Origin of the sequence: Ensifer sp. WSM1721, from assembly GCF_000513895.2 — a bacterium.
Taxonomy (GTDB): domain Bacteria; phylum Pseudomonadota; class Alphaproteobacteria; order Rhizobiales; family Rhizobiaceae; genus Sinorhizobium.
Genome location: NZ_CP165784.1, coordinates 334,631 through 354,431, shown reverse-complemented (window position 1 = coordinate 354,431; position 19,801 = coordinate 334,631). Strand labels below are relative to the sequence as shown.

Genomic DNA, 19,801 nt, shown 5'->3' with positions numbered 1-19,801 from the left:
GGTGAAAGCGCAGACATACCGTTCGCAAAGGAGATCAGAATGAGTACAAACACATGGTTTTTTGAAGATACGCTTTCTCATGCGGATCCCGAAGTCGCCCTCCACATCGCTGCCGAGGAGGCGCGCCTACGTGGTCAAATCGAGCTTGTTGCGCCAAAGAACTACCTCAGCCGGGCTGCTCGTGAGGCCATGAATTCGATGGTGGTATTTGCGACGATTGAAGGTTATCCGGGCAAGAGGTACCACGCTGGCGTCGAGAACTTTGACGCAATCGAGCGGCTGGCGATCGAGCGGGCGAAGGCGATGTTCGGGGGAGGGCATGCAAATGTGCAGCCTCATTCCGGTACTCAAGCGAACCAGGCTGTTTATTTCGCGACCTTGAACCCCGGCGACACTGTGCTGAGCATGGACCTCGCCTCTGGCGGGCACTTGAGTCACGGCCTCAAATCCAACTTGTCAGGTCGATGGTTCAACACCGTTTCTTACGGAACAACAGATGAAGGCTTCATCGATTACGATGCGATAGAGCAACTGGCGCGTGAACATCGACCGAAGCTCATAATCGTTGGCGGTTCGTCTTATCCACGAGCAATCGACTTCCAAACGGTGTCAGCGATAGCTGCCGAGGTAGGCGCAGCGACACTTGCGGATGTCGCACATTTTTCTGGGCTAATTGCAGGCAAGCAGTACCCCAGCCCATTTCCGCACATCGACTTCCTGACATCCACGACTAACAAAAATCTACGCGGCCCTCGCGGAGGTCTGATCGTTTGCCGTGATGCTGCCATGGGTCGGAAGATCGATTCAGCAGTATTTCCCGGTATCCAAGGCGGGCCGCACCCGAACGTTATGGCGGCGAAGGCTGTTTGTTTTGGCGAAGCTTTGAAGCCCGAGTTTGTTGAATACGCAAGCTCAGTGCTCAAGTGCGCACGAACCTTGGCGCGGGAATTGGACGCGCGGGGATACAAAATTGTGACCGGTGGCACAGATACTCCGTTCACCATGGTCGACCTCCGTACCCGAGGCATTACTGGCGATACTGCCCAGAAGGCTTTGGAAGAACATGGGATTACGGCCAACCGCAACCTTGTGCCCAACGACAAGGAGTCGCCGAACGTCACGTCCGGGCTTAGAATGGGCACGTCAGCGATCGTGGCTCGTGGAATGGGTGAGGCCGAAGCGTCCGCACTAGCAGGAACGATCGCGGATGTCCTGGATCAAGTCGCAGCGAATCCTGGCAAGGACGTCAAACCTGACGCCAACATCGTTGAAAAAGTCTCGGCGATGGCGGCGAAGTTTCCATTGTATCCGGATTAATCAGGCGTTCAGACCTCTCGTGCCGCACTTGCGAGTGCGGCACAGTCCGACAATCAATCTGCCAGGCATCGAGAGTTCAGGGTGAAGATCGCGTCCTTGTCATCTTCACCGGCAACGCGTGCTGCAACTAGCACGTCAAATCTGCCAAAGTAGCGCTAGTCAAAACGGATGTAGAAAATGAAACCGTATGTGATCACCGTCTCATGCAAATCGAGGCTCGGGATTGTAGCGGCGATCTCCAATTTCCTGGCGTCTCAGGGCTGCAACATTGTGGATAGTTCGCAATTCGATGATCTCGATACAGGCATGTTCTTCATGCGCGTCAGCTTCATTTCTGAAGAAGGTGCTGATCAGGCTAAGCTCATCGAAGGCTTCAAGCCAATCGTTGCTGAATTTAAAATGCAGCTTGAAGTCGAGGATTCCAACAGACGCATGAAGGTGCTTTTGATGGTCTCCCGCTTTGGCCACTGCCTAAATGATCTGCTCTATCGATGGAAGATCGGTGCGCTGCCAATCGACCTCGTCGGCGTCGTCTCCAACCACTTCGATTACCAGAAAGTGGTCGTCAACCACGACATTCCATTTCACCACATTAAGGTGACGAAAGACAATAAGCCAAAGGCCGAAGCCCAACTGGTGGAATTGGTCGAGCAGACCGGCACCGAGTTGATTGTGCTTGCTCGCTACATGCAGGTCCTGTCGGATCAGTTATGCAAACGGATGTCCGGGCAGATCATCAACATACATCACTCGTTCCTGCCTAGCTTTAAGGGCGCCAATCCCTATAAGCAGGCCTATGAGCGAGGCGTGAAGCTGATCGGCGCGACTGCGCATTACGTCACCGCCGACCTCGACGAAGGCCCGATTATTGAGCAGGACATTGCCCGCGTCACCCATGCGCAGTCCTCGGAGGACTATATCTCTATCGGCCGTGACGTCGAAAGTCAGGTGCTGGCACGTGCCGTCCATGCCCACATCCACCGTCGTACTTTCATCAACGGCAACCGCACCGTGGTCTTTCCGGCAAGTCCAGGATCTTATGCTTCCGAGCGCATGGTCTGAGATATGACAAACGCGATAGTAATCGATGGGAAGAAAGCCGCGGCTAGGGTGATCGATGCTGTGAAGGCAGCGGCGTCAGCACTTGAAACCGCGACCGGTGTGAAAACAGGACTTGCAGTTGTCATTGTCGGCGACGATCCAGCCAGCCACACCTATGTCAGCGCCAAGAGCCGCATGGCTAGGGAATGCGGCTTTAATTCCATCCAGCACACGCTGCCGGCCGAGACGTCGCAGGACGAACTGGCAAACTCGTCCAATCACTGAACCAGGATACCGCTGTTCATGGCATCCTGGTGCAACTGCCGTTGCCGAAGCATCGGATGCGATCATCCAGTCAATCCGCCCGGACAAGGATGTCGATGGCCTGCATGTCGTCAATGCCGGCAAGCTGGCGACCGGCGATCTCGCCACCGGGCTGATTTCCTGCACGCCAGCCGGCGCAATGCTTTTGGTGCGCATTTCGCAAAAGCCGGACAGGGATTCCGCTAAGTCGCGGACGCTTGTGGAGTGCACCCCCAGACTGAGACAAGGAAAATCGCGGACAGTTTCCCCGCAGGGAGAGGAAACTGGGGCATGGCCGGACGGCAAAGATTTATTGATGAGGACCAAAAGCGGGAGCTGCTCCAGCGCATGGAGGCGGGCGAAAACGTCAGCAAGTTGGCAGATGAGGTCGGCATCAGTCGGCAACGACTTTACGAGTGGCGTGATCACCTGAGGCTTCATGGCGATCTGAAGTCACGCCGGCGCGGCCGGCCGACCAGATCGACAGCAGGGCTAGACGGGGCCGCGCAGCTGCAGAATGCAGTCGATCTGCCAGCGCCTCAGGAAAAGGCACTGACCAGCGCCAGGCGGCGGATCAGGGAATTGGAGCAGAAAGTCGGGCAACAGCAGCTTGATCTCGATTTTTTTCGCGAAGCCTTGCGGCACTTCGAGGAAGATCAGCGCCGGAGCAGCGCTCCTGGCGAAACGGGATCTTCAAAGTCATCGAAAAGATGACAACCGGCCTGTCGCAAGGCGAATTCAACATCGATAGAATGTGCTGGCTCGCTGGCGTCAGCCGCGCGAGTTACTACCGCCACTGGCTAGATTCGGCCCCGCGTCGGGCCGAGACAGGTTTGCGCGATCTCATTCAAAAGGTGGCTCTGAGCAACGCGCACTACGGTTACCGCCGGATCGCAGCCCTGCTGCGGCGGGAGGGGTGGCAAGTCAACCACAAGTGCATTCTACGGATCATGCGCGAAGACAATCTGTTGTGCTTGCGCGCGAAACCCTTTGTTCCTGCAACGACGAACTCGAGGCATGGTTGGCAAGTCGTGCCGAACCTTGCCAGGGGCATGGTCCTCAGTGGGGTCAACCAGCTGTGGGTCGCCGATATCACGTTCCTGCATCTGGCTGAGGAGTTTGCTTTCCTTGCCGTTGTGCTTGATGCGTTTAGCCGCAGGGTGGTCGGGTGGGCGTTGGATACGCATCTCAGAGCAAGCCTTGCCATCGAGGCCCTCGAGATGGCCATCACCGATCGCCAACCCGCTCCCGGGAGCCTCGTGCATCATTCCGACCGCGGAGTTCAATATGCCTGCGGGGCCTACTCCGAACTTCTACATCGTCGCGGTATCCAGGCGAGCATGAGCCGTGTTGGAAATCCCTATGATAACGCCAAGGCGGAGAGCTTCATGAAAACCCTGAAGCAGGAAGAGGTGCAAGGTCTCGCCTATAAGGATGCAGATGACGCCCGCAGGGGCATCGGCGCGTTCATCGATACCATCTACAACACGCAGCGCCTGCACTCGGCGCTCGATTATCTCACGCCGGAGGAATACGAACAGAAGCATTCAGGTGGACGACAGATGGAAAAGGCGGCATAGCGAAACACGGGACGGTGTCCGCGATTTTCCTTGTCTCAGTCTGGGGGTGCACTCCATTGCTGTCCGCGACTTACTGAAATCGGTGTCCGGGACTTAACGAAACACGCACTTTTGGTTCGCTCCATCCATGGAAAAGACTTATCCGGGCTCAATGCCGTCGTCATCGGCCGCTCCAACCTGTTCGGCAAGCCGATGGCGCAACTTCTGCTCAATGCAAATGCAACAATGCAACGGTAATGACGGCGCATTCGCGGACGAAGGACTTGGCCAAGGCGATGCCGATATCCTGGTGGCGGCCGTCGGCCGACCGGAATGGTGAAGGCGGATTGGGTGAAGCCGGGTGCGACGGTGATCGATGTCGGCATCAACCGCATCGCAGCACCGGAACGAGGCGAGGGCAGGAGCCGACTGGTGGGCGATGTCGCCTATGGTGAAGCATCGGTAGTCGCCGCAGCGATCACGGTGGTGTCGGCCCGATGACGATCGCCATGTTGATGGAGAATACCATTATCGCGGCTTACCGAGCAAAAGGCCTCACTCCGGTGCCCCTTTAGGACCGAGAAACGTCGCTAAGGCGGAAGGGACCCATATGCCACTGAGCAATGCGGATCCCATCCAACCTCATTCTCCCAGCTGTGCTTTCAATTGCTGCTTCACGATTGCCGTTACTTCGTGAAGCACTTTGACGAATAGATCGGCGTGGGTAGATCGAAGGCCTTCCGCTGGCCGCCAGAGAGCAACTTCATACGGTACGCGCACGCTTAGCTTTCTCAGGACGACACCTTTTTTGCAGTAGTGAGCAGCCGTAAAAGGGTTGACGATCGATACGCCCACCCCGGCCGCAACCATCGAGCAGACGCCAGTTGCGGTTGTTGTTTCTACCGAAAAACGGCGAGAAATTCCTTCAGCATCGAAGATGTCATCGAGCTTGCGGCGGTAGGGATCTTCTTGCGAGAAGTACACGAACTCGACGCCTTCAAAATCGCGCGGTTGAATGACATTTTTCACTGCCAAACGATGCCCGGCTGGAAGCACGCATAACAATTCGCCGACGTCAATTTTCTCAGTCGTTGTTTCGTCGTGCTCATAGCTTCCCTCGGTCAATCCGACGTCAAACATTTTAGTGGTGAGGTCGTGTCGAAGTGGGACTTCTTCGAGCGAGTGAACGGAAAGAAGGACCCGCGGACGATTATCGAGAAACCGCCTAGCCACGACGGGCATAAGTGCTTCTGCGTATGCAGGGATACAGGCTATCCTAAGATAGGCACCGTCATAACCCCTTATCGCGATCGCGACGCGGCTGATTTCCTCCATTCCTACAAACGAACGAGCAACCACCGAATGAAGCAGTTGCGCCTGATTCGTTGGCGTCAGTCGTTTGCCAAAACGATTGAAAAGATCAAATCCGATTTGTCTTTCAAGGTCCCGCAACTCGCGGCTCACAGTAGGCTGGGATGTCCTCAGAGAGGCTGCGGCTGCTGTCACGCTCTTATAGACCATGATAGCATTGAAAATCTCCATCTGGCGCTGGTTAATCCGCACGTTGCCCCCCTTGTATATCGAGATTAAATCAATGCTGCATCCGCAGTGCATCTTTCGGCTTGATCTCTGTCGACAGGGTTGAGATTTGTCAATCGGCGTCGTAACGGGACCCCGTATCGGCTTTCAAAAGGGACCCCTCCTTCTGGTTGCATAGGGTTAGCGCGCGGAGGCCCGGAGCTTTCCATTTAGCGTAGGGGCCTGCGGGCACGGGTTGTTTGTCTCCTCATGTGAGATTCCATGAGGCGTGAACCGCGCCCAGCGCTCTGCGAGAGTGTGGTTGCACAGATGCAATCAATCTCCAGGAGACGACCATGCAAGCTCCCCAAAGCGAATACGACAATACGACCGCGATCCGCACCGATCTGGGTGCCATTTTTGTGTCCCTTGAGTTGAGCCGGGCCACGTGGCTGGTCACGTCATTGTCGCCAGGCGGCGGTGAAAAGATGTCGAGGCGGTGATGTTGGCGAATTGCTGTCCCGCTTCGCCCACCTTCAGGAGAAGGTTCGCGGCCGGACTGGCCACCTCTTTCCAATCATTACGATCCAGGAGGCAGGGCTTGATGGGTTCTGGATTCATCGGGTTCTGCAGGAGCATGGCGTCGAAAGCCATATCGTCGACGCAGCGTCCATTGCCGCGTCACGGCGTGGTCGGCGGGCCAAGACCGACAGGATCGATGGCGAGACGCTGGTGCGCGCGCTGCTCGCCTTCAAGCGTGGCGAGCCCCGCGTCTGTGCGATGGTCAGGGCCCCGAGCCCGCAAGACGAAGACCGTCGCCGCGTTTGTCGCGAACGCCGGGTTCTCATTGCCGAGCGGGTCGAGCGCGTCAATCGCATCAAGGGTCTGCTCTTTGCGCAGGGCATTGGCGGATATCAGCCGCTGCGAAAGGACAGACTTATGCGGCTGGAGGAACTCCGAACCGGCGACGGCCGGACCCTGCCGCCTCATCTCAAGGCGCAGATCATCCGCGAACTCGATCGACTTGAGCTTCTGCTCGATCATATCGCGGTTGTCGAGCGCGAGCGTGACCTGCTGGTAAGTGCAGCCGATGAAAACACCACCATCACGCGGCCTGCTGCGCTGTTATGCGCTATCAAGGGCGTGGGAGCGGAGATTGCGGCGGTACTTTGGACCGAGGGGTTGTCGCGGCATTTTGACAATCGCAGGCAGGTCGCCGCCTACGCGGGCTTGGCGCCGACGCCTTGGCAGAGCGGGACGATCGACCGGGAACAAGGGGTGTCGAAAGCAGGCAATCCACCACTGCGAACGACGATGATCCAACTCGCCTGGCTGTGGCTGCACAATCAACCATCCTCGGCACTGAGCGAATGGTTCTTTCGCCGCGTCCAGTCCAACGGAGGTCGTCACAAGAAGAGCACTATTGTCGCGCTCGCCAGGAAATTGCTCGTCGCCCTCTGGAAGTTCGTCAGGTTCGGCGTCGTTATCGACGGGGCAGCGATGAAGGCGGCATGAGCAACGCAGGTATGAGCAATCTCGAAATCTTCCAGGACTGATCAATCCTGGCGGATCCAGGTGGGCGAACCGGCTCAAAGTATGGCTTCAAACGCCGCGCTTTAGAATGGTCCCGTCCTCCTGAGCCTTACCGCAACGCAAGCGGAATGATGGTGCGGCCGCAAGCGCGGCGACTGTATGTGAGTTTGAACCGGCAAGGAAAGCCGCGTCACCCGAAAAGGCTCAGACCATGGTATCCGACGGCACGGACAGGAGGCTTTCTATGTCTTGACGCCAATCTCCTCATGTGAGCTTTGAGAGCGGTTCTTGAAGCGCCAGGATTCATTTCCAGTCTCGATAATCTCGCAATGATGGGTGAGCCGGTCGAGGAGGGCGGCGGTCATCTTCGCGTCTCCGAACACGGCCGGCCACTCGCCGAACGCCAGGTTGGTCGTTAAGATGATCGAGGTCCGCTCGTAGAGCCTGCTGATCAAATGGAAGAGAAACTGGCCGCCGGCCTGGGCGAATGGGAGATAGCCGAGTTCGTCCATGACGACGAAGTCGAGCCTGGTTATGAAGTCCGCAAGCCGCCCTTGTTTGCCGCCACGTGCTTCCGTCTCGAGTCGATTGACGAGATCGACCACGTTGAAGAAGCGACCGCGTGCACCGTTGCGGATCAGAGCGCGGGCGAGCGCGATGGAAAGGTGGGACTTTCCCGTGCCGGTCCCGCCGACCAGAATGATATTGTGCTGTTCGGCGAGGAAGGCCCGGTCGCGAGCTGGCGCAGCAGCCCTTCATTGGCCGGCGTGTCGGTGAAGTCGAAGTCGTCGAGTCCTTGGCCAGCGGCAGCTTGGCGACGGTGATCTGGTATTTGATGGAGCGGGCCTGCTTCTCGGCGATCTCCGACTGCAGCAGGTCACCGACGATGCGCGGCGGTTCGTGCTGCCGCTTGATACCGGAAGCCATGATCTCGTCATAGGCGCTGCGCATGCCGAACAGCTTCAGCGTACCCATCATGTCGAGGATTTGGGATCGTTCCATATCAGCTTGCCCTCCTGAGGCTGTCGTAACGGGCGCAATCGGCCAGAGGCTCATGGGTCAGGCGAAGCGCGTCGGGAATGGAAAGGAATGGCGGCCGGTTGCGGATCGCGCTTGGGGGCCAGGATGTTGATGATGACGGCGGCGGAGAATACGCCCTGATCGAGCGCCTCCTGGCAGGCCGCCTCGACGGTGGGGAGCCCGTCCAGGCCGACACATTCGAGGATCGACACCATCTGCCGGTCGCCGTCATGCATGGCCTTCAGCCGGCGGCGCACTTTCTCGATGGCGGCGGGCAAAACCCAGTCATGGAACGGCGCGCCGTTGCGCAGTGCGCCCGGCTTGCGGGTCAGGACCGGCACCCTAATGCCATGGATTATAGATGGTCTCGCCACGGCCAAAGCAGCGTTCGTGCTGGCCGATCTCGACGCCGTCCTGCCGAATGACGATGCGATCTGCATAGGCATGTATCTCGGCCGGGCGGCCGACCGCGGTCGACAGCACCGAGTATTTTGTTGTTGTCGAAACGCACGAGGCAGGTCTTGCCGATCGAGGCCTGCACGGCATGGAAGCCATCGAACTTGCCGGGATAGGTCACCAGATGCGGCCGCTCCGCTCGAACACGTCCCAGATCGTCCGCTCCGTCTGATCGACATGCTTATGGGCGCGGGCGTAACTGATGCATTTGTCCAGCAGTCAGCCATTCAGTTCATCGTAGGATTTGAAGCGCAGCCGCGGCGTGAAGAAGCGTTCCCGCACCAGATTGACCTGGTTCTCGATCTGCCCCTTCTCCCAGCCTGACGCCGGCGTGCAGGCCACCGGCTCCTTGCCGGCAAAGACCGTCTCGACAGCCGTCTTCATGTTGTCGTAGTTTTGTGTCCCGAACGGTTATGTGCCTCGGCGGGCGTAAGTTTCTGTGATTAAACGGCCTTATTCTCTGTGGCGGCACATCTCACGAGAGAACTTCGAGCGCACCCTTCCACCGTTCCTGGTTCAGAACGGAGGTTGCTATGTTGGAACTTTGTCGTCAAGCCGCAGACGGTCGATCGGATTATGGATTGCTGGCTTGGACTGCAGATCGAGCAATATGTGAAGGCTTTATGCGAACGTGCATATACGCCTCGAAGCATCTATCGCCGCGATAGCCAACCTCTGTTGAAAATCGACGAGGTTCCGCTGCACGGCGAATTCGATCGCCGCATCGGAAAACGAGATCCGCTCCGCCTTCCACAATGCCGCTTATTGCAACGGTAACGGCGCCTGTTTCGATGTCGACGAGACAAGCCCAATGTGCCCCTCGTTCAAGGCCACCGGCGACCGGCGCCAATCACCGAAGGGGCGCGCATCGCTGATGCGCGAATGGCTTCGACTGCTGACTGAAAAAGGTCTTCGACCCTCGCCGCGAGTCGGAGCGACTGCACAAATCGCTTGGTTTATGGCAGTTCCCGCGACGGATGTTCAATTCACTGAACCCCGCCAATGATGGAGATTTCTCCCATGAGGTGAAAGCGGCGATGGACAACTGCCTTTCTTCCAAGGCCTGCGCCGGCCAGTGTCCAGTCAAGGTCAGTGTTCCCTCTTTCCGGGCGAAGTTTCTGGAGGTCTATCATGGGCGCTACCTGCGTCCCCTGAAGGATCCACTCATCGCTTCCATCGAAACCACACTGCCCCTGTTGGCGCGTGTGCAGCCCCTCTACAATTTCGCGTCGTCGTCGGCGATTGGTTGAAGGCTTGCGGGCCTTGTAGGCCCTGTTTCCTTGCCTAACCTGCCCTCTTTATCGCTCAAGAAAGAAGCAAGGCGACTGGGCGTTGCTGTTGCGAGCGGGAAGGACCTGGCGAAACGATCCCCCGAAGAACGCGAATCCGTTGTCGTCTTCGTACCGGACGTCTTCACCGCACATTTCGATCCTGAGGTTGCGCTTGCCGCCATAAGGTTGGCGCGCATCCTGGGGTACGAGCCGATGCTTGCGGCCCGGCATGTCAACGGCAAGGCCTTGCAAGTCCACGGCTATCTCGCCGCTTTCGAGCGGGCGGTGCGACGGACGACCCGCTATCTTCAGGAACTCGCCAATCACGGCGTGAGGCTGGTGGGGCTCGATCCCTCCATGACACTTGCCTTTCGCAGTGAATACACGAAACTTGCCGGCGTGCCTCTCGAAACAACGTTGTAACTGCCGCAGGAATGGTTGGCCGGGGCGTTATCGCGCGTCCCTATTGAGCCGGTCCGGGAGTCCCGCGAGGCAACGATGTTCGTGCACTGCACCGAGCGCACAAACGCAGAAACCTCCATCGATCTATGGAAGTTCGTTTTCAAGTCCCTGGGCATGGATCTTGCCATTGCCGATACCGGCTGCTGCGGCATGGCCGGCACCTTTGGCCACCAGGCACGCAATCGTGCGCTCTCGGAAAAACTTTACGCGATGAGCTGGAAGCCGGTCATCGATACGTCACAGCGCACCGACATTCTGATGGCAACCGGCTATTCCTGCCGCTCGCAGGCAAAGACGATTGATGGCCGTATCCTGCCGCATCCGATCCTGGTGATCGAACAACTGATCGCGCGCCGAGCTAAGTGACACTTCTTCGAAGACTTCTTGCTCGCCTGAGAGGTTATGTCTTACCGGCTAATGCGTGTGGACAGGATAATCGACGACAAGGTGCATTCAACGCCTTCGATCATGCCAATCTCGTCGACAAGCTGGTCAAGCTCTGAAAATCGACGGGGCTTCGACGACCGCGATTAGATCGAACGTGCCGCTGACCGAGTGCAGCGTTTTGACGGCGTGAATGCCTTGGATGGAAGCGCAGACCTGCGACAAGACTTTCGGCGCCAGCGTGATCATCACATGGGCTCTGGCCAGGCTGGACGCGTATGCATCCGAAAGCCGCAAGCCGTACCCTGCGATCACACCTTCTCTCTCTCTCCAAACGGTCAAGTCTGGCTTGAACCGTGGTCCTCGACAGGCCCAGCCTCTTTGCCAGACTCGCGACCGGAGCGCGGGCGTTTTCGCCTAACAGATCCAGCAGTTCCCTGTCCTTGTCAGTTATATTCATAAGCCACCTAACGTTTCGACAATGAACTACATCGCATTGCTTAAAAGAATGCATCATAAAGAGCAATGCGCCACTATTATACGACACGGTTTCCCTGCAAACTCACCGTCAATCAGTTTCTCAAACCGAAGGGGACTTCAATGAAGGACGTAGTGGTCATCGGCGCAGGCAAGATCGGCGGGGCCATCGCTTTGATGCTGGCGGAAACCGGCGATTACAATGTGGTGGTAACCGATCGCGATCAGGCCCAGTTGGCGAAGCTCGACAAGCACCCGGCAATTTCCGGCGTCGCTGTCGACATTGCCGACAAGGCGGCGCTCGTCGATCTGCTCCGCGGCAAGTTCGCCGTTTTGTCCGCCGCTCCGTTCAACCTCACGGGTAAAGTCGCCGAGGCGGCTCTCGGGGCCTCGGTTCACTATCTCGATCTGACGGAAGACGTTGCGACGACTAAGAAGGTCGAAGAACTCTCCAGGGTCGCAGACGTCGCCTTCATTCCACAGTGCGGCTTGGCTCCCGGCTTCATCTCAATTGTCGCCAATGATCTTGCGACGCGGTTTGACACGCTGGACAGCGTTCGCATGCGGGTGGGTGCGCTGCCGCAATACCCGTCAAATGCCCTGAACTACAATCTCACCTGGAGCACCGACGGCCTGATCAACGAATATATCGAGCCCTGCGAGGCGATTGTTGAAGGCAAGTTCGTCACAGTGCCGGCCATGGAAGAGCGGGAAGAATTCTCGCTGGATGGTGTTGTCTACGAGGCGTTCAACACATCTGGTGGCCTCGGCACTCTCGCAAAGACGCTCGAGGGCCGTGTGCGTACGATGAATTACCGCACGATCCGCTATCCCGGTCATCAGGCAATCATCAAGGCGCTGCTGAACGACCTGAATCTCAAGAACCGGCGTGACGTCCTCAAGGACCTCTTCGAAAACGCTCTCCCGGCCACCATGCAGGACGTCGTTGTGATTTTCGTGACTGTCTGCGGTTGGAAGGATGGTCGCTACCTGCAGGAAACTTACGCGAACAAGGTGTATGCGGGCGTCGTCGCGGGTAAAAAGATGAGTGCCATCCAGATCACGACCGCTGCCGGAATCACGACCGTCCTTGATCTTCTTGCAGCGGGCAAACTTCCTCAGAAGGGTTTCGTCCGCCAGGAGGAAGTAGCACTCCCTGAATTCCTCAACAATCGCTTTGGTCGCGTCTGCGATCCCGAAGCTCTGCGTTTGAAGCAGACGGTGTAACAGGCACGAAGCTCACTCGCCCGATGCTACTGGTCGGGCGCATCTTCTTCCTCATACATCGACGCGATAAATGGCGATCATATGCATCCTTGCCCGCCCGCGAAATTTGATTGAATTATTGATCGCATAGTCGCGGCCACGAAGACAGCGGCCGCAAGACCGGGACGGACTTGGTTCGCCCAATGAGAGGCTCTCCGGTGAAGATATCTCATCGTCCGCCCTTAGGGCACTGCAACTTACCATCCTACGCCCTGTTGCGAAGCTTTGAATGCGCCGCGCGGCACCAGAGGCTTCACTCTGGCGGCAGAGGAACTGCGTCTCACGCAAAGCGCCATCAGCCGGCAAGTCAAGGAGCTTGAAGAGATGATTTGCGCCACGCTGTTCCGCCGGGTTGGACGGCGTGTCACAAAGGTTAACAAAGCATGGAAATGCAGTCCGCTACGGCATACCTGCGCCCACCGAAAATCCTTGCGACAGCCCCCTTTGCGACACGCCCAACCAGAATTAGCGCATCCCATTCAGCCGGCAGTCATCGCGAGCTCCGTCTGTACATAGTCAAAGCGGATCGGACCGGCTTGTCGCGCGATGCTATCTGCGCTCTTCTTGAACACGCCGAAGAGGTTTGCTAAAACCGCATCATGTTTCCGCTTCTTCTCCACCTCGGATTTCTGCTTTTCCAGTCCGTAGTCAAATTTTCCCAAAAGTAGTAAGGCGCAGTTTTTGTCGGGTCGCATGCAGAAGACCAAGGCGCCTTTATCCTCAAACTCCTGCATCAGGAATGCATCGTCAGAGGCAATACCGGAAGTTAATTCGTGGAACTGCATGAGCCTTGATCTAATTATTTCATAGTTCTCTGAGCTTTCGATAACGCCTCCTAACGCTAGATATGGCAGTCTGCTGGAACTGCGCAGCCAAACCTTTGTTCCGTCGGCTTTAAGAAACATTTCGATCTCCTACCATCCATTTCAGAAATCACGATCGTTGGATGGGCGGCGAGCGTGATCCCTGGCATGTTCCATGCCAGTTGAGAAAGGAGCTCGTCGCGAATGCGTCCATGAAATTACTCGAAATGCGGATCAATCGGCATCCATTCGATCACTTTCGAAAGCGCGTCCAGCGACGATCCGCACTTATTGTCCAGCTTGTTCAGCGCAAAGCCGAACGCTTTCTGCTCAAATACGACAACGGCCCATTCAAAACCTCCATCATTCGACAAAGGCATTGAATCCTCAATGATTCCATACGTCTACAATTATTCGCGGACGCCTCACATTACCTCTCAAACCACGCCTGTCCACCGGCGGCGAAATATTTTCGTCGCCTTGGATCATCGCTGGAGACTACGACATTTTGCCCCTTCAATAAAACCATGGCAACAAAACGCGACAGGTCCGGTCATGACAGCCATGTCTCCGTCCACAATCTCAATTTCTAGCGATCCAACTGAAAGGTGAACCACAATTCTCCTGGAGGTCATGAGGCCTCGTTTCAGTGCAGCGTGCGCGGCAACGCACGCGCCGGTTCCACATGACTTGGTCAATATCCCAGGACGCTCCCAAACGGCAAGTCGCAGCGTTAGCCCGTCGAGAACTTGGGCTGCGCCCACATTAATGCCGTCGGGAAACAGCGGATCATTCTGCACCACGGGCGCATAGTGCGCCATATCAACGTCGTCGAGTTGATCGACGAAGAAGATTGCATGCGGATTGCCAATGTTGAGTGCGACGCCGTCCTTTAGTGGTCCGCTTTGCAGGGGAAGGTGAAGTGTATCAACATAGTTGGCCAAGGGAATTCTGCGCCAGTCCATACTGATCGGCCCGAGCGTGACGCTGATCTGCATTGGTCCCACCCTGCGGCAGTGAAGGACGCCTGCTCGCGTTTCAACCTGCACCTCGTCCCCGCTGGTCTCCTCAAGGAGTAGATGTGCTACGCAGCGAGTGGCATTGCCGCATGCGCCGACTTCCTTGCCATCGGTGTTAAAGATCCTCATCGCCGCGTAGGCACCAGCCTTGGCTCCCTCGTCTGAGGCGTGCTCAATGGTGAGCAGTTGCTCGCCTCCCACACCGGTGTGGCTGTCGCAAATGCGGACGATGTCACCCTCATCGAAAGATTTTGGTCCGTCCCGCGAATCTACAATCACGAAATAGTTCTGCAGACCGTGCATCTTGATGAACGGCCAATGCCCAAGCAAGGCATTTGGTGGAGGGCGCGAAAGGAAGCTGATGTGTGTCATTTTGTTCTATCCAGCTTGATAGTGTCTGTGACTAAAGGAAACTACTTGCGTTACGGCGTCCGCGGGGCAAGCACCTCATCACAACGATCGACACATGCATTACCCAACCAAATTGAGACCATTAGCTGCTCGGGGGATCTGTGCAGCAGTGCTCAGTGTGAGGAAGTCTTCGAATGAGAACCGCGATTGGAAGGAGAGTGGCGCAGTACTGTCAGGCTGCAGCCCTGGAATGGTGTTTACCTCTAGATAGACTGGGGCACTGTCGCGATAGATAAAGTCGAACCGTACAAGCCCTTTGCAGCTCAATTGCTTATAAAGCACGAGGGCATCATTGCGGACACGTTCTGCCGCCGGTCCATGGAGTATCCTGGATTTGGGACGGATCTTCAGCTGGTCATCGAAAAAACGCCGGCCGGCTGGAATGTCGAACACTACTGCATCGCCAATAACAAACTCAGGGCCAACCTGAAAGATACCGACGGTACCGGATGCTCCTTCGATGAATTCTTCAAGACGCCATCTGGAGCGGTCACAAGGTTCAATTTGGTTAATTGCCTCCGCAGATGCAGCCTGGCCATCCAACATCTTGATTCCTAAGCTGGACCCCTCATCAATCGGTTTCAGGACCAGCACCTTCGATTGCTGAAGTTCGCGTGACCAGGTGCGCGGATCTTCCAGCGTTGTTATCAAACGGCCGTAAGGGACTGGATAGCCCCAAGCTCGAAGCAATGCGACAAAGACTTCTTTGTTCATTCCAATTGCAGAGGCTAGGACTGATGGACCGGAATATGGAACACGTAGGATGTCAAGAAATCCTTGAATCCTACCGTCTTCGCCTCCCGCGCCATAGGCAACATTTAGCACGAAGTCGCATTGGCGAACGGCACTGAGCAAGTGGTCCACCTCGTCTGGGTCCACAACTTCGACTGAACGGCATAGTTTTTGAAGGTATGGTAATAGTACATTTTTGGTTTCAAGAGAGCCTCCGCGCTCAGTTGATGAACCTCCAGCAAGAAGAACTAAATGCGACGTGGATAGAACTTCTCGTGCGGCCGAAAGTAGTTCTGCATCTTGCATTTTACTTTCCTCATTGATTGTGAACTCATATGCCGGTACCCGTCTGAGCGGCATCGCTGATGCCTTGTCCGACAACCTGCCGATTAGCATCGACACCTTTGTTCGATCGCGTCGGGGCACCCGGAAGGACTTCAAAGACCACTTCTTAGTTTAGGTGACGAGCTTTCACGACGCCGTGCTTTCCTTCCTTGGCTTCATTGATCATGCGGACACTCCAGAGCAGCAAATCCAGTTGTTAACCCCGCCCGATCTCTAGCGTTGCAACAGATATACCAACTGGCCAAAAAAGCCTCCAAACAGACGATTCGCTTATATTCAATGGCCTTAACTGAGTGCAATAGAATGCCGAGCCGAACACCATTGCCACGAATTTGACAAGCCCACGTCCGGTTGTTGACACAAGGCGTACCCGAGGAGCGGATTCGCGAGTTGGTCGATGACCTGGCTGATATTCAGCAAGCTATGGATTCCTGCTGAAAGCGAGGCATAAGTTGTATGAGGAATTCTCCCGGTTGCACAATAAGGTTTCCGACATTACGCGCACTGACTCGAGAAGTGCCGGCTTCTGATGACGATCTCTAGTGTCGGTCCCGTCGTATCCTGGCGTTCACGAGCATCATCGATCCGCAGCGGTTAACGAACTCAAACGCAACCAGACCGGCTTTCAGGTGCTGCGCAAGCGCTGGATCGCCGAACGCTTCTTAGCAACACGCCTCGCTTTCATCCGAACCGCAATGATCAAGGTCCTGGCAAGGAGGCTCGCCAGATGCGCCCTTTCTTGAGCTAGGACTCTAAGGGGCTGGCATGGAAACTGCAGCGGGGCTGGTGCAGTTAAAAACACAGGAAGGAGAATAAGCCGTGGATAATACTTGGTTCTTCGAGGAGAAGCTCGCCAACGCGGACCCCGATGTCTCCCAGCATATTGCTGCGGAAGAATCGCGCCAACGCAGTCAGATCGAATTGGTGGCTCCCAAAAACTATCTCAGCAGGGCAGCTCGTGAGGCTATGGGCTCGATGGTCGTGTTCGCGACGATCGAAGGTTATCCGGGTAAAAGGTATCACGCTGGAGTCGAGAATTTCGATGCGATTGAACGGCTAGCAATTGATCGCGCAAAGGTGATGTTTGGGGGAGGGCACGCGAACGTGCAACCTCATTCCGGTACTCAGGCAAACCAAGCGGTGTATTTTGCGGTAGTACGTCCGGGCGACACAGTTCTAAGCATGGAACTTTCAGCGGGAGGACACTTGAGCCACGGCCTCAAATCTAACTTGTCAGGCTGCTGGTTTGAAACAGTTTCATATGGAACGACCCGGGACGGTTTCATTGATTACGATGCTATGGAGCAACTTGCCCGCAAGCATCGGCCAAAGCTGATAATCGTCGGCGGGTCGTCTTACCCGAGGGCCATTGACTTCGCACGAGTTTCCCAAATTGCAAAGGAAGTCGAGGCCAAGACACTTGCAGACGTGTCGCACTTCTCCGGCCTAATCGCTGCAAAGGAATACCCGAGCCCGTTTCCTCACATAGACTTCATGACAAGTACGACCAACAAGAACCTTCGGGGCCCACGTGGAGGGATGATAGTAACTCGCGATGCGGAATTCGGACGTAAAATCGATTCAGCAGTGTTTCCCGGAATTCAGGGTGGACCACATCCCAACGTCATCGCGGCAAAGGCCGTTTGCTTTGGCGAGGCGCTTAAACCCGAATTCGCTGAATATGCAAGTCGTGTGCTGAACTGCGCGAGGAAGTTGGCTTCCGGTCTCGGTTCGCGTGGCTACCAGATTGTCACCGGAGGAACAGACACTCCCTTCGCGATGGTCGATTTGAGGAGTAAGGGGTTGACCGGCGATGTTGCTCAAAAAGCGTTGGAAGATCACGGCGTAACGACCAACCGCAATCTCGTTCCACATGATGCAGAAGCTCCCAACGTGACCTCGGGTCTTCGGATGGGAACGTCTGCGATTGCCGCTCGAGGCATGGGAGAAGCCGAGGCTTCCGGGCTAGCAGAACTCATAGCGGATGTTCTCGATCGGATTGGAGGCGTCACTCCTGGAAGCTCCGTCAAGGTTGATCCCGCAATCGCTGGAAAAGTTTCAGCCATGGCGTCAACGTTTCCACTGTACCCCAATAGTACAATGTCGCGGTGGATTTGATCCGCACACGCGGCGTTGCCTGCTCGACTTACGCGCCCAGTGGGCGTGTCGCAAAGCTATCGTCCGAACGCGTTGAGCCGAGACAGGCACTGCTCTTCGCTTTGTTAACTTTTCGAAGTCCAAAGCGGCGCGCGAGCAGATCGTTCTGATCTTTGACGGACCACGCGCCGAAAAAGCCAAATTCCCTCCGTAACCAAGTGCGGCCAAAACCTGTGCGCACGCCCATGCGATTCGGGTGGCAGCGATGTCGTTGTCACTCCATCTTCCAGCCATGGAACGTATGACCTCAGCCGCCGACGATCTCGGTGCGCTTCTCGCTTTTGCCGTAAACATAAAACACCGGCGTAAAACGGATTCTTCAGCACCGAGATGACATTGCGATATCGGATCGGCGTCCAGTCGAAAGACGTCATGCTGCGTCCGTTCGTCAGGAGTAAGACCGTATGTCCGCCTCTGACCGTGAGGTGGCTCGCCCTACACTGCGCCTCCGAGGGTTGCTCGGGCTTGCCGAGCCTATCCTCATCACAGGAGGACGAGCCGTGTCAGATTATAGAGAAGCTTTTGTCGGAATTGATGTTGCCAAGCTGAAGAATGCCATCGCGATTGCAGATGGCGGTCGGAACGGAGAGGTCCGTTATTTCGGTGAAGTCGAGGCGTCGGACGCGGGCATGCGCCGGGTGATTCAGCGCGTAGCCGCAAAGTTTGACCACGTGCATTTCTGTTATGAAGCCGGTCCCACTGGCTACGGTCTCTATCGCTTGATCCGATCGCTTGGCCACGATTGCACCGTGGTCGCGCCCTCACTGATCCCAAGGAAGCCCGGCGATCGGGTGAAGACGAACCGCCGAGATGCACTTTCGCTCGCCCGCCTGTTGCGGGCCGGCGAGCTGACCGCGGTGTGGGTTCCGGACGAAGGGCATGAGGCGATGCGCGATCTCGTCCGCGCTCGAGCGGCGGCAGTCGAGACATTGCGTGTGCACCGCCAACAGATAAGCGCCTTCATGCTCAAGCACGGTCGTATCTATCCGCGCAAGAAGGGCTGGACGATGCGTTATCTGCGCTGGCTGCAGGAGCAACAGTTTGATCACCCGGCACATCAAATCGCACTCCAGGAAATGGTCGAGGAGGTGCGCATCTCGAAGGAACGGGTCGAACGGCTGGAAGGTGTGATCGCGGAGTTCGTTGCGGCCTGGTCGCTGGCGCCGATCGTTCGTGCATTGCAGACATTACGCGGCGTCGACCTGATCGTCGCCGTGACATTCGCCACCGAAGTCGGCGATGTGCGTCGGTTCGAGAACCCACGCCAGCTCATGGGATATCCCGGCCTTGTTCCTGAAGAGCGATCAACCGGAGAGAAGGTCAGGAGGAGTGGCATCACCAAAGCAGGGAACGGAAGAGTTCGACATATGCTGGTCGAGAGCGCGTGGACTTATCGGCATCCTCCGAAGGTCGGCGCGAAGAAGCTGTACCGTCTGGAACAAGCGCCACCGAAGGTGCGGGAAATCGCATGGAAGGCGCAGACCCGGCTGACGTCGCGCTATCGAATGTTGAGCGGACGGGGTAAGCGCACGACGGTGGTTTGCACGGCGATCGCCCGCGAACTGGCCGGTTTCATGTGGGCCGTCGCAAGAGAGGCGCAGCCGTCCCCGTCGTAAATCCACCCGACGCCGCACCTTGCATCTCGCGTATGGGCGGGGGCGGAGCAACGGTAGGGGAATGCGCGTCAGCCGCTTTGTGGCCGGCAATGACCGACGCCCGCAGTAAGA

12 protein-coding genes and 9 pseudogenes are annotated in these 19,801 nt (G+C 56.7%); 12 read left to right on the top strand and 9 right to left on the bottom strand.

Features of this window, described 5'->3' with window-relative positions; translation table 11 throughout:
* Positions 1-39 precede the first annotated feature (39 nt).
* The 6 genes and pseudogenes from glyA (M728_RS27140) to M728_RS27115 all read left to right on the top strand — a co-directional run bounded on the left by glyA (M728_RS27140) (position 40) and on the right by M728_RS27115 (position 4,721).
* Positions 40-1,317 (top strand): serine hydroxymethyltransferase, encoded by a 1,278-nt coding sequence (gene glyA, locus M728_RS27140; RefSeq protein WP_026622250.1) that lies wholly within the window; start codon positions 40-42, stop codon positions 1,315-1,317.
* Positions 1,318-1,494: 177 nt separating this feature from the next.
* Entirely contained in the window at positions 1,495-2,379 is an 885-nt protein-coding gene (purU, locus tag M728_RS27135; protein ID WP_026622251.1) for a formyltetrahydrofolate deformylase, read from the top strand.
* Positions 2,380-2,382: 3 nt separating this feature from the next.
* Positions 2,383-2,836 (top strand): annotated as a pseudogene (locus tag M728_RS27130) (tetrahydrofolate dehydrogenase/cyclohydrolase catalytic domain-containing protein); the annotation flags it as partial.
* A gap of 116 nt (positions 2,837-2,952) precedes the next feature.
* Complete coding sequence (locus tag M728_RS27125) at positions 2,953-3,375, top strand: helix-turn-helix domain-containing protein (protein ID WP_026622253.1); 423 nt, start codon at positions 2,953-2,955, stop codon at positions 3,373-3,375.
* Complete coding sequence (locus tag M728_RS27120) at positions 3,372-4,241, top strand: IS3 family transposase (RefSeq protein ID WP_026622254.1); 870 nt, start codon at positions 3,372-3,374, stop codon at positions 4,239-4,241. Before M728_RS27125 ends, M728_RS27120 begins: the two co-directional genes overlap by 4 nt.
* A 30-nt stretch (positions 4,242-4,271) precedes the next feature.
* Positions 4,272-4,721 (top strand): annotated as a pseudogene (locus M728_RS27115) (hypothetical protein).
* Between the two features lie 141 nt (positions 4,722-4,862).
* Here the strand turns inward: M728_RS27115 and M728_RS27110 are convergent.
* A complete protein-coding gene (locus tag M728_RS27110) occupies positions 4,863-5,783 on the bottom strand; it encodes a LysR family transcriptional regulator (RefSeq protein WP_026622255.1) in 921 nt (306 codons plus the stop codon).
* A 311-nt stretch (positions 5,784-6,094) separates the two neighbouring features.
* Here M728_RS27110 and M728_RS27105 point away from each other — a divergent pair.
* Positions 6,095-7,253, top strand: a pseudogene (locus M728_RS27105) (IS110 family transposase).
* A gap of 260 nt (positions 7,254-7,513) precedes the next feature.
* Here the strand turns inward: M728_RS27105 and istB are convergent.
* Together istB and M728_RS27095 are read right to left on the bottom strand one after the other, a co-directional pair.
* A pseudogene (gene istB, locus M728_RS27100) lies at positions 7,514-8,273 on the bottom strand (IS21-like element helper ATPase IstB).
* Positions 8,206-9,140: pseudogene (locus M728_RS27095) on the bottom strand (IS21 family transposase); the annotation flags it as partial. The pseudogenes M728_RS27095 and istB, both read right to left, overlap by 68 nt.
* A gap of 249 nt (positions 9,141-9,389) precedes the next feature.
* On the opposite strand from M728_RS27095, the pseudogene M728_RS27090 reads away from it, so the two are divergent.
* Positions 9,390-10,846, top strand: a pseudogene (locus tag M728_RS27090) ((Fe-S)-binding protein); the annotation flags it as partial.
* Positions 10,847-10,887: 41 nt separating this feature from the next.
* Here M728_RS27090 and M728_RS27085 read toward each other — a convergent pair.
* A pseudogene (locus tag M728_RS27085) lies at positions 10,888-11,324 on the bottom strand (Lrp/AsnC family transcriptional regulator).
* A 140-nt stretch (positions 11,325-11,464) separates the two neighbouring features.
* Between M728_RS27085 and M728_RS27080 the strand changes: the two are divergent.
* On the top strand, positions 11,465-12,568 hold the full coding sequence (locus M728_RS27080; protein WP_026622260.1) for a saccharopine dehydrogenase family protein: 1,104 nt from the start codon (positions 11,465-11,467) through the stop codon (positions 12,566-12,568).
* Between the two features lie 182 nt (positions 12,569-12,750).
* Positions 12,751-12,973, top strand: a pseudogene (locus M728_RS27075) (LysR family transcriptional regulator); the annotation flags it as partial.
* Positions 12,974-13,086: 113 nt separating this feature from the next.
* On the opposite strand, the gene M728_RS27070 reads toward M728_RS27075, so the two are convergent.
* The 4 genes from M728_RS27070 to M728_RS27055 form a co-directional block, all read right to left on the bottom strand.
* Positions 13,087-13,512 (bottom strand): hypothetical protein, encoded by a 426-nt coding sequence (locus M728_RS27070; protein WP_026622261.1) that lies wholly within the window; start codon positions 13,510-13,512, stop codon positions 13,087-13,089.
* 116 nt (positions 13,513-13,628) lie between these two features.
* The gene (locus M728_RS27065) at positions 13,629-13,790 is read right to left on the bottom strand and encodes a hypothetical protein (RefSeq protein WP_156943522.1); all 162 of its coding nucleotides are present in this window, start codon (positions 13,788-13,790) and stop codon (positions 13,629-13,631) included.
* Between the two features lie 105 nt (positions 13,791-13,895).
* Positions 13,896-14,801, bottom strand: a complete 906-nt coding sequence (gene dapF / locus M728_RS27060; protein WP_051440986.1) for a diaminopimelate epimerase — start codon at positions 14,799-14,801, stop codon at positions 13,896-13,898.
* Between the two features lie 99 nt (positions 14,802-14,900).
* Positions 14,901-15,878: a D-alanine--D-alanine ligase gene (locus M728_RS27055; protein ID WP_245269765.1), complete on the bottom strand. Its 978-nt coding sequence runs from the start codon at positions 15,876-15,878 to the stop codon at positions 14,901-14,903.
* Between the two features lie 858 nt (positions 15,879-16,736).
* On the opposite strand from M728_RS27055, the gene glyA (M728_RS27050) reads away from it, so the two are divergent.
* A complete protein-coding gene (gene glyA, locus M728_RS27050) occupies positions 16,737-18,035 on the top strand; it encodes a serine hydroxymethyltransferase (protein ID WP_026622265.1) in 1,299 nt (432 codons plus the stop codon).
* Positions 18,036-18,324: 289 nt separating this feature from the next.
* On the opposite strand, the pseudogene M728_RS27045 reads toward glyA (M728_RS27050), so the two are convergent.
* Positions 18,325-18,451: pseudogene (locus tag M728_RS27045) on the bottom strand (recombinase family protein); the annotation flags it as partial.
* A gap of 27 nt (positions 18,452-18,478) precedes the next feature.
* On the opposite strand from M728_RS27045, the gene M728_RS27040 reads away from it, so the two are divergent.
* Complete coding sequence (locus M728_RS27040) at positions 18,479-19,690, top strand: IS110 family transposase (RefSeq protein WP_026622266.1); 1,212 nt, start codon at positions 18,479-18,481, stop codon at positions 19,688-19,690.
* The last annotated feature ends 111 nt before the right edge of the window (positions 19,691-19,801 follow it).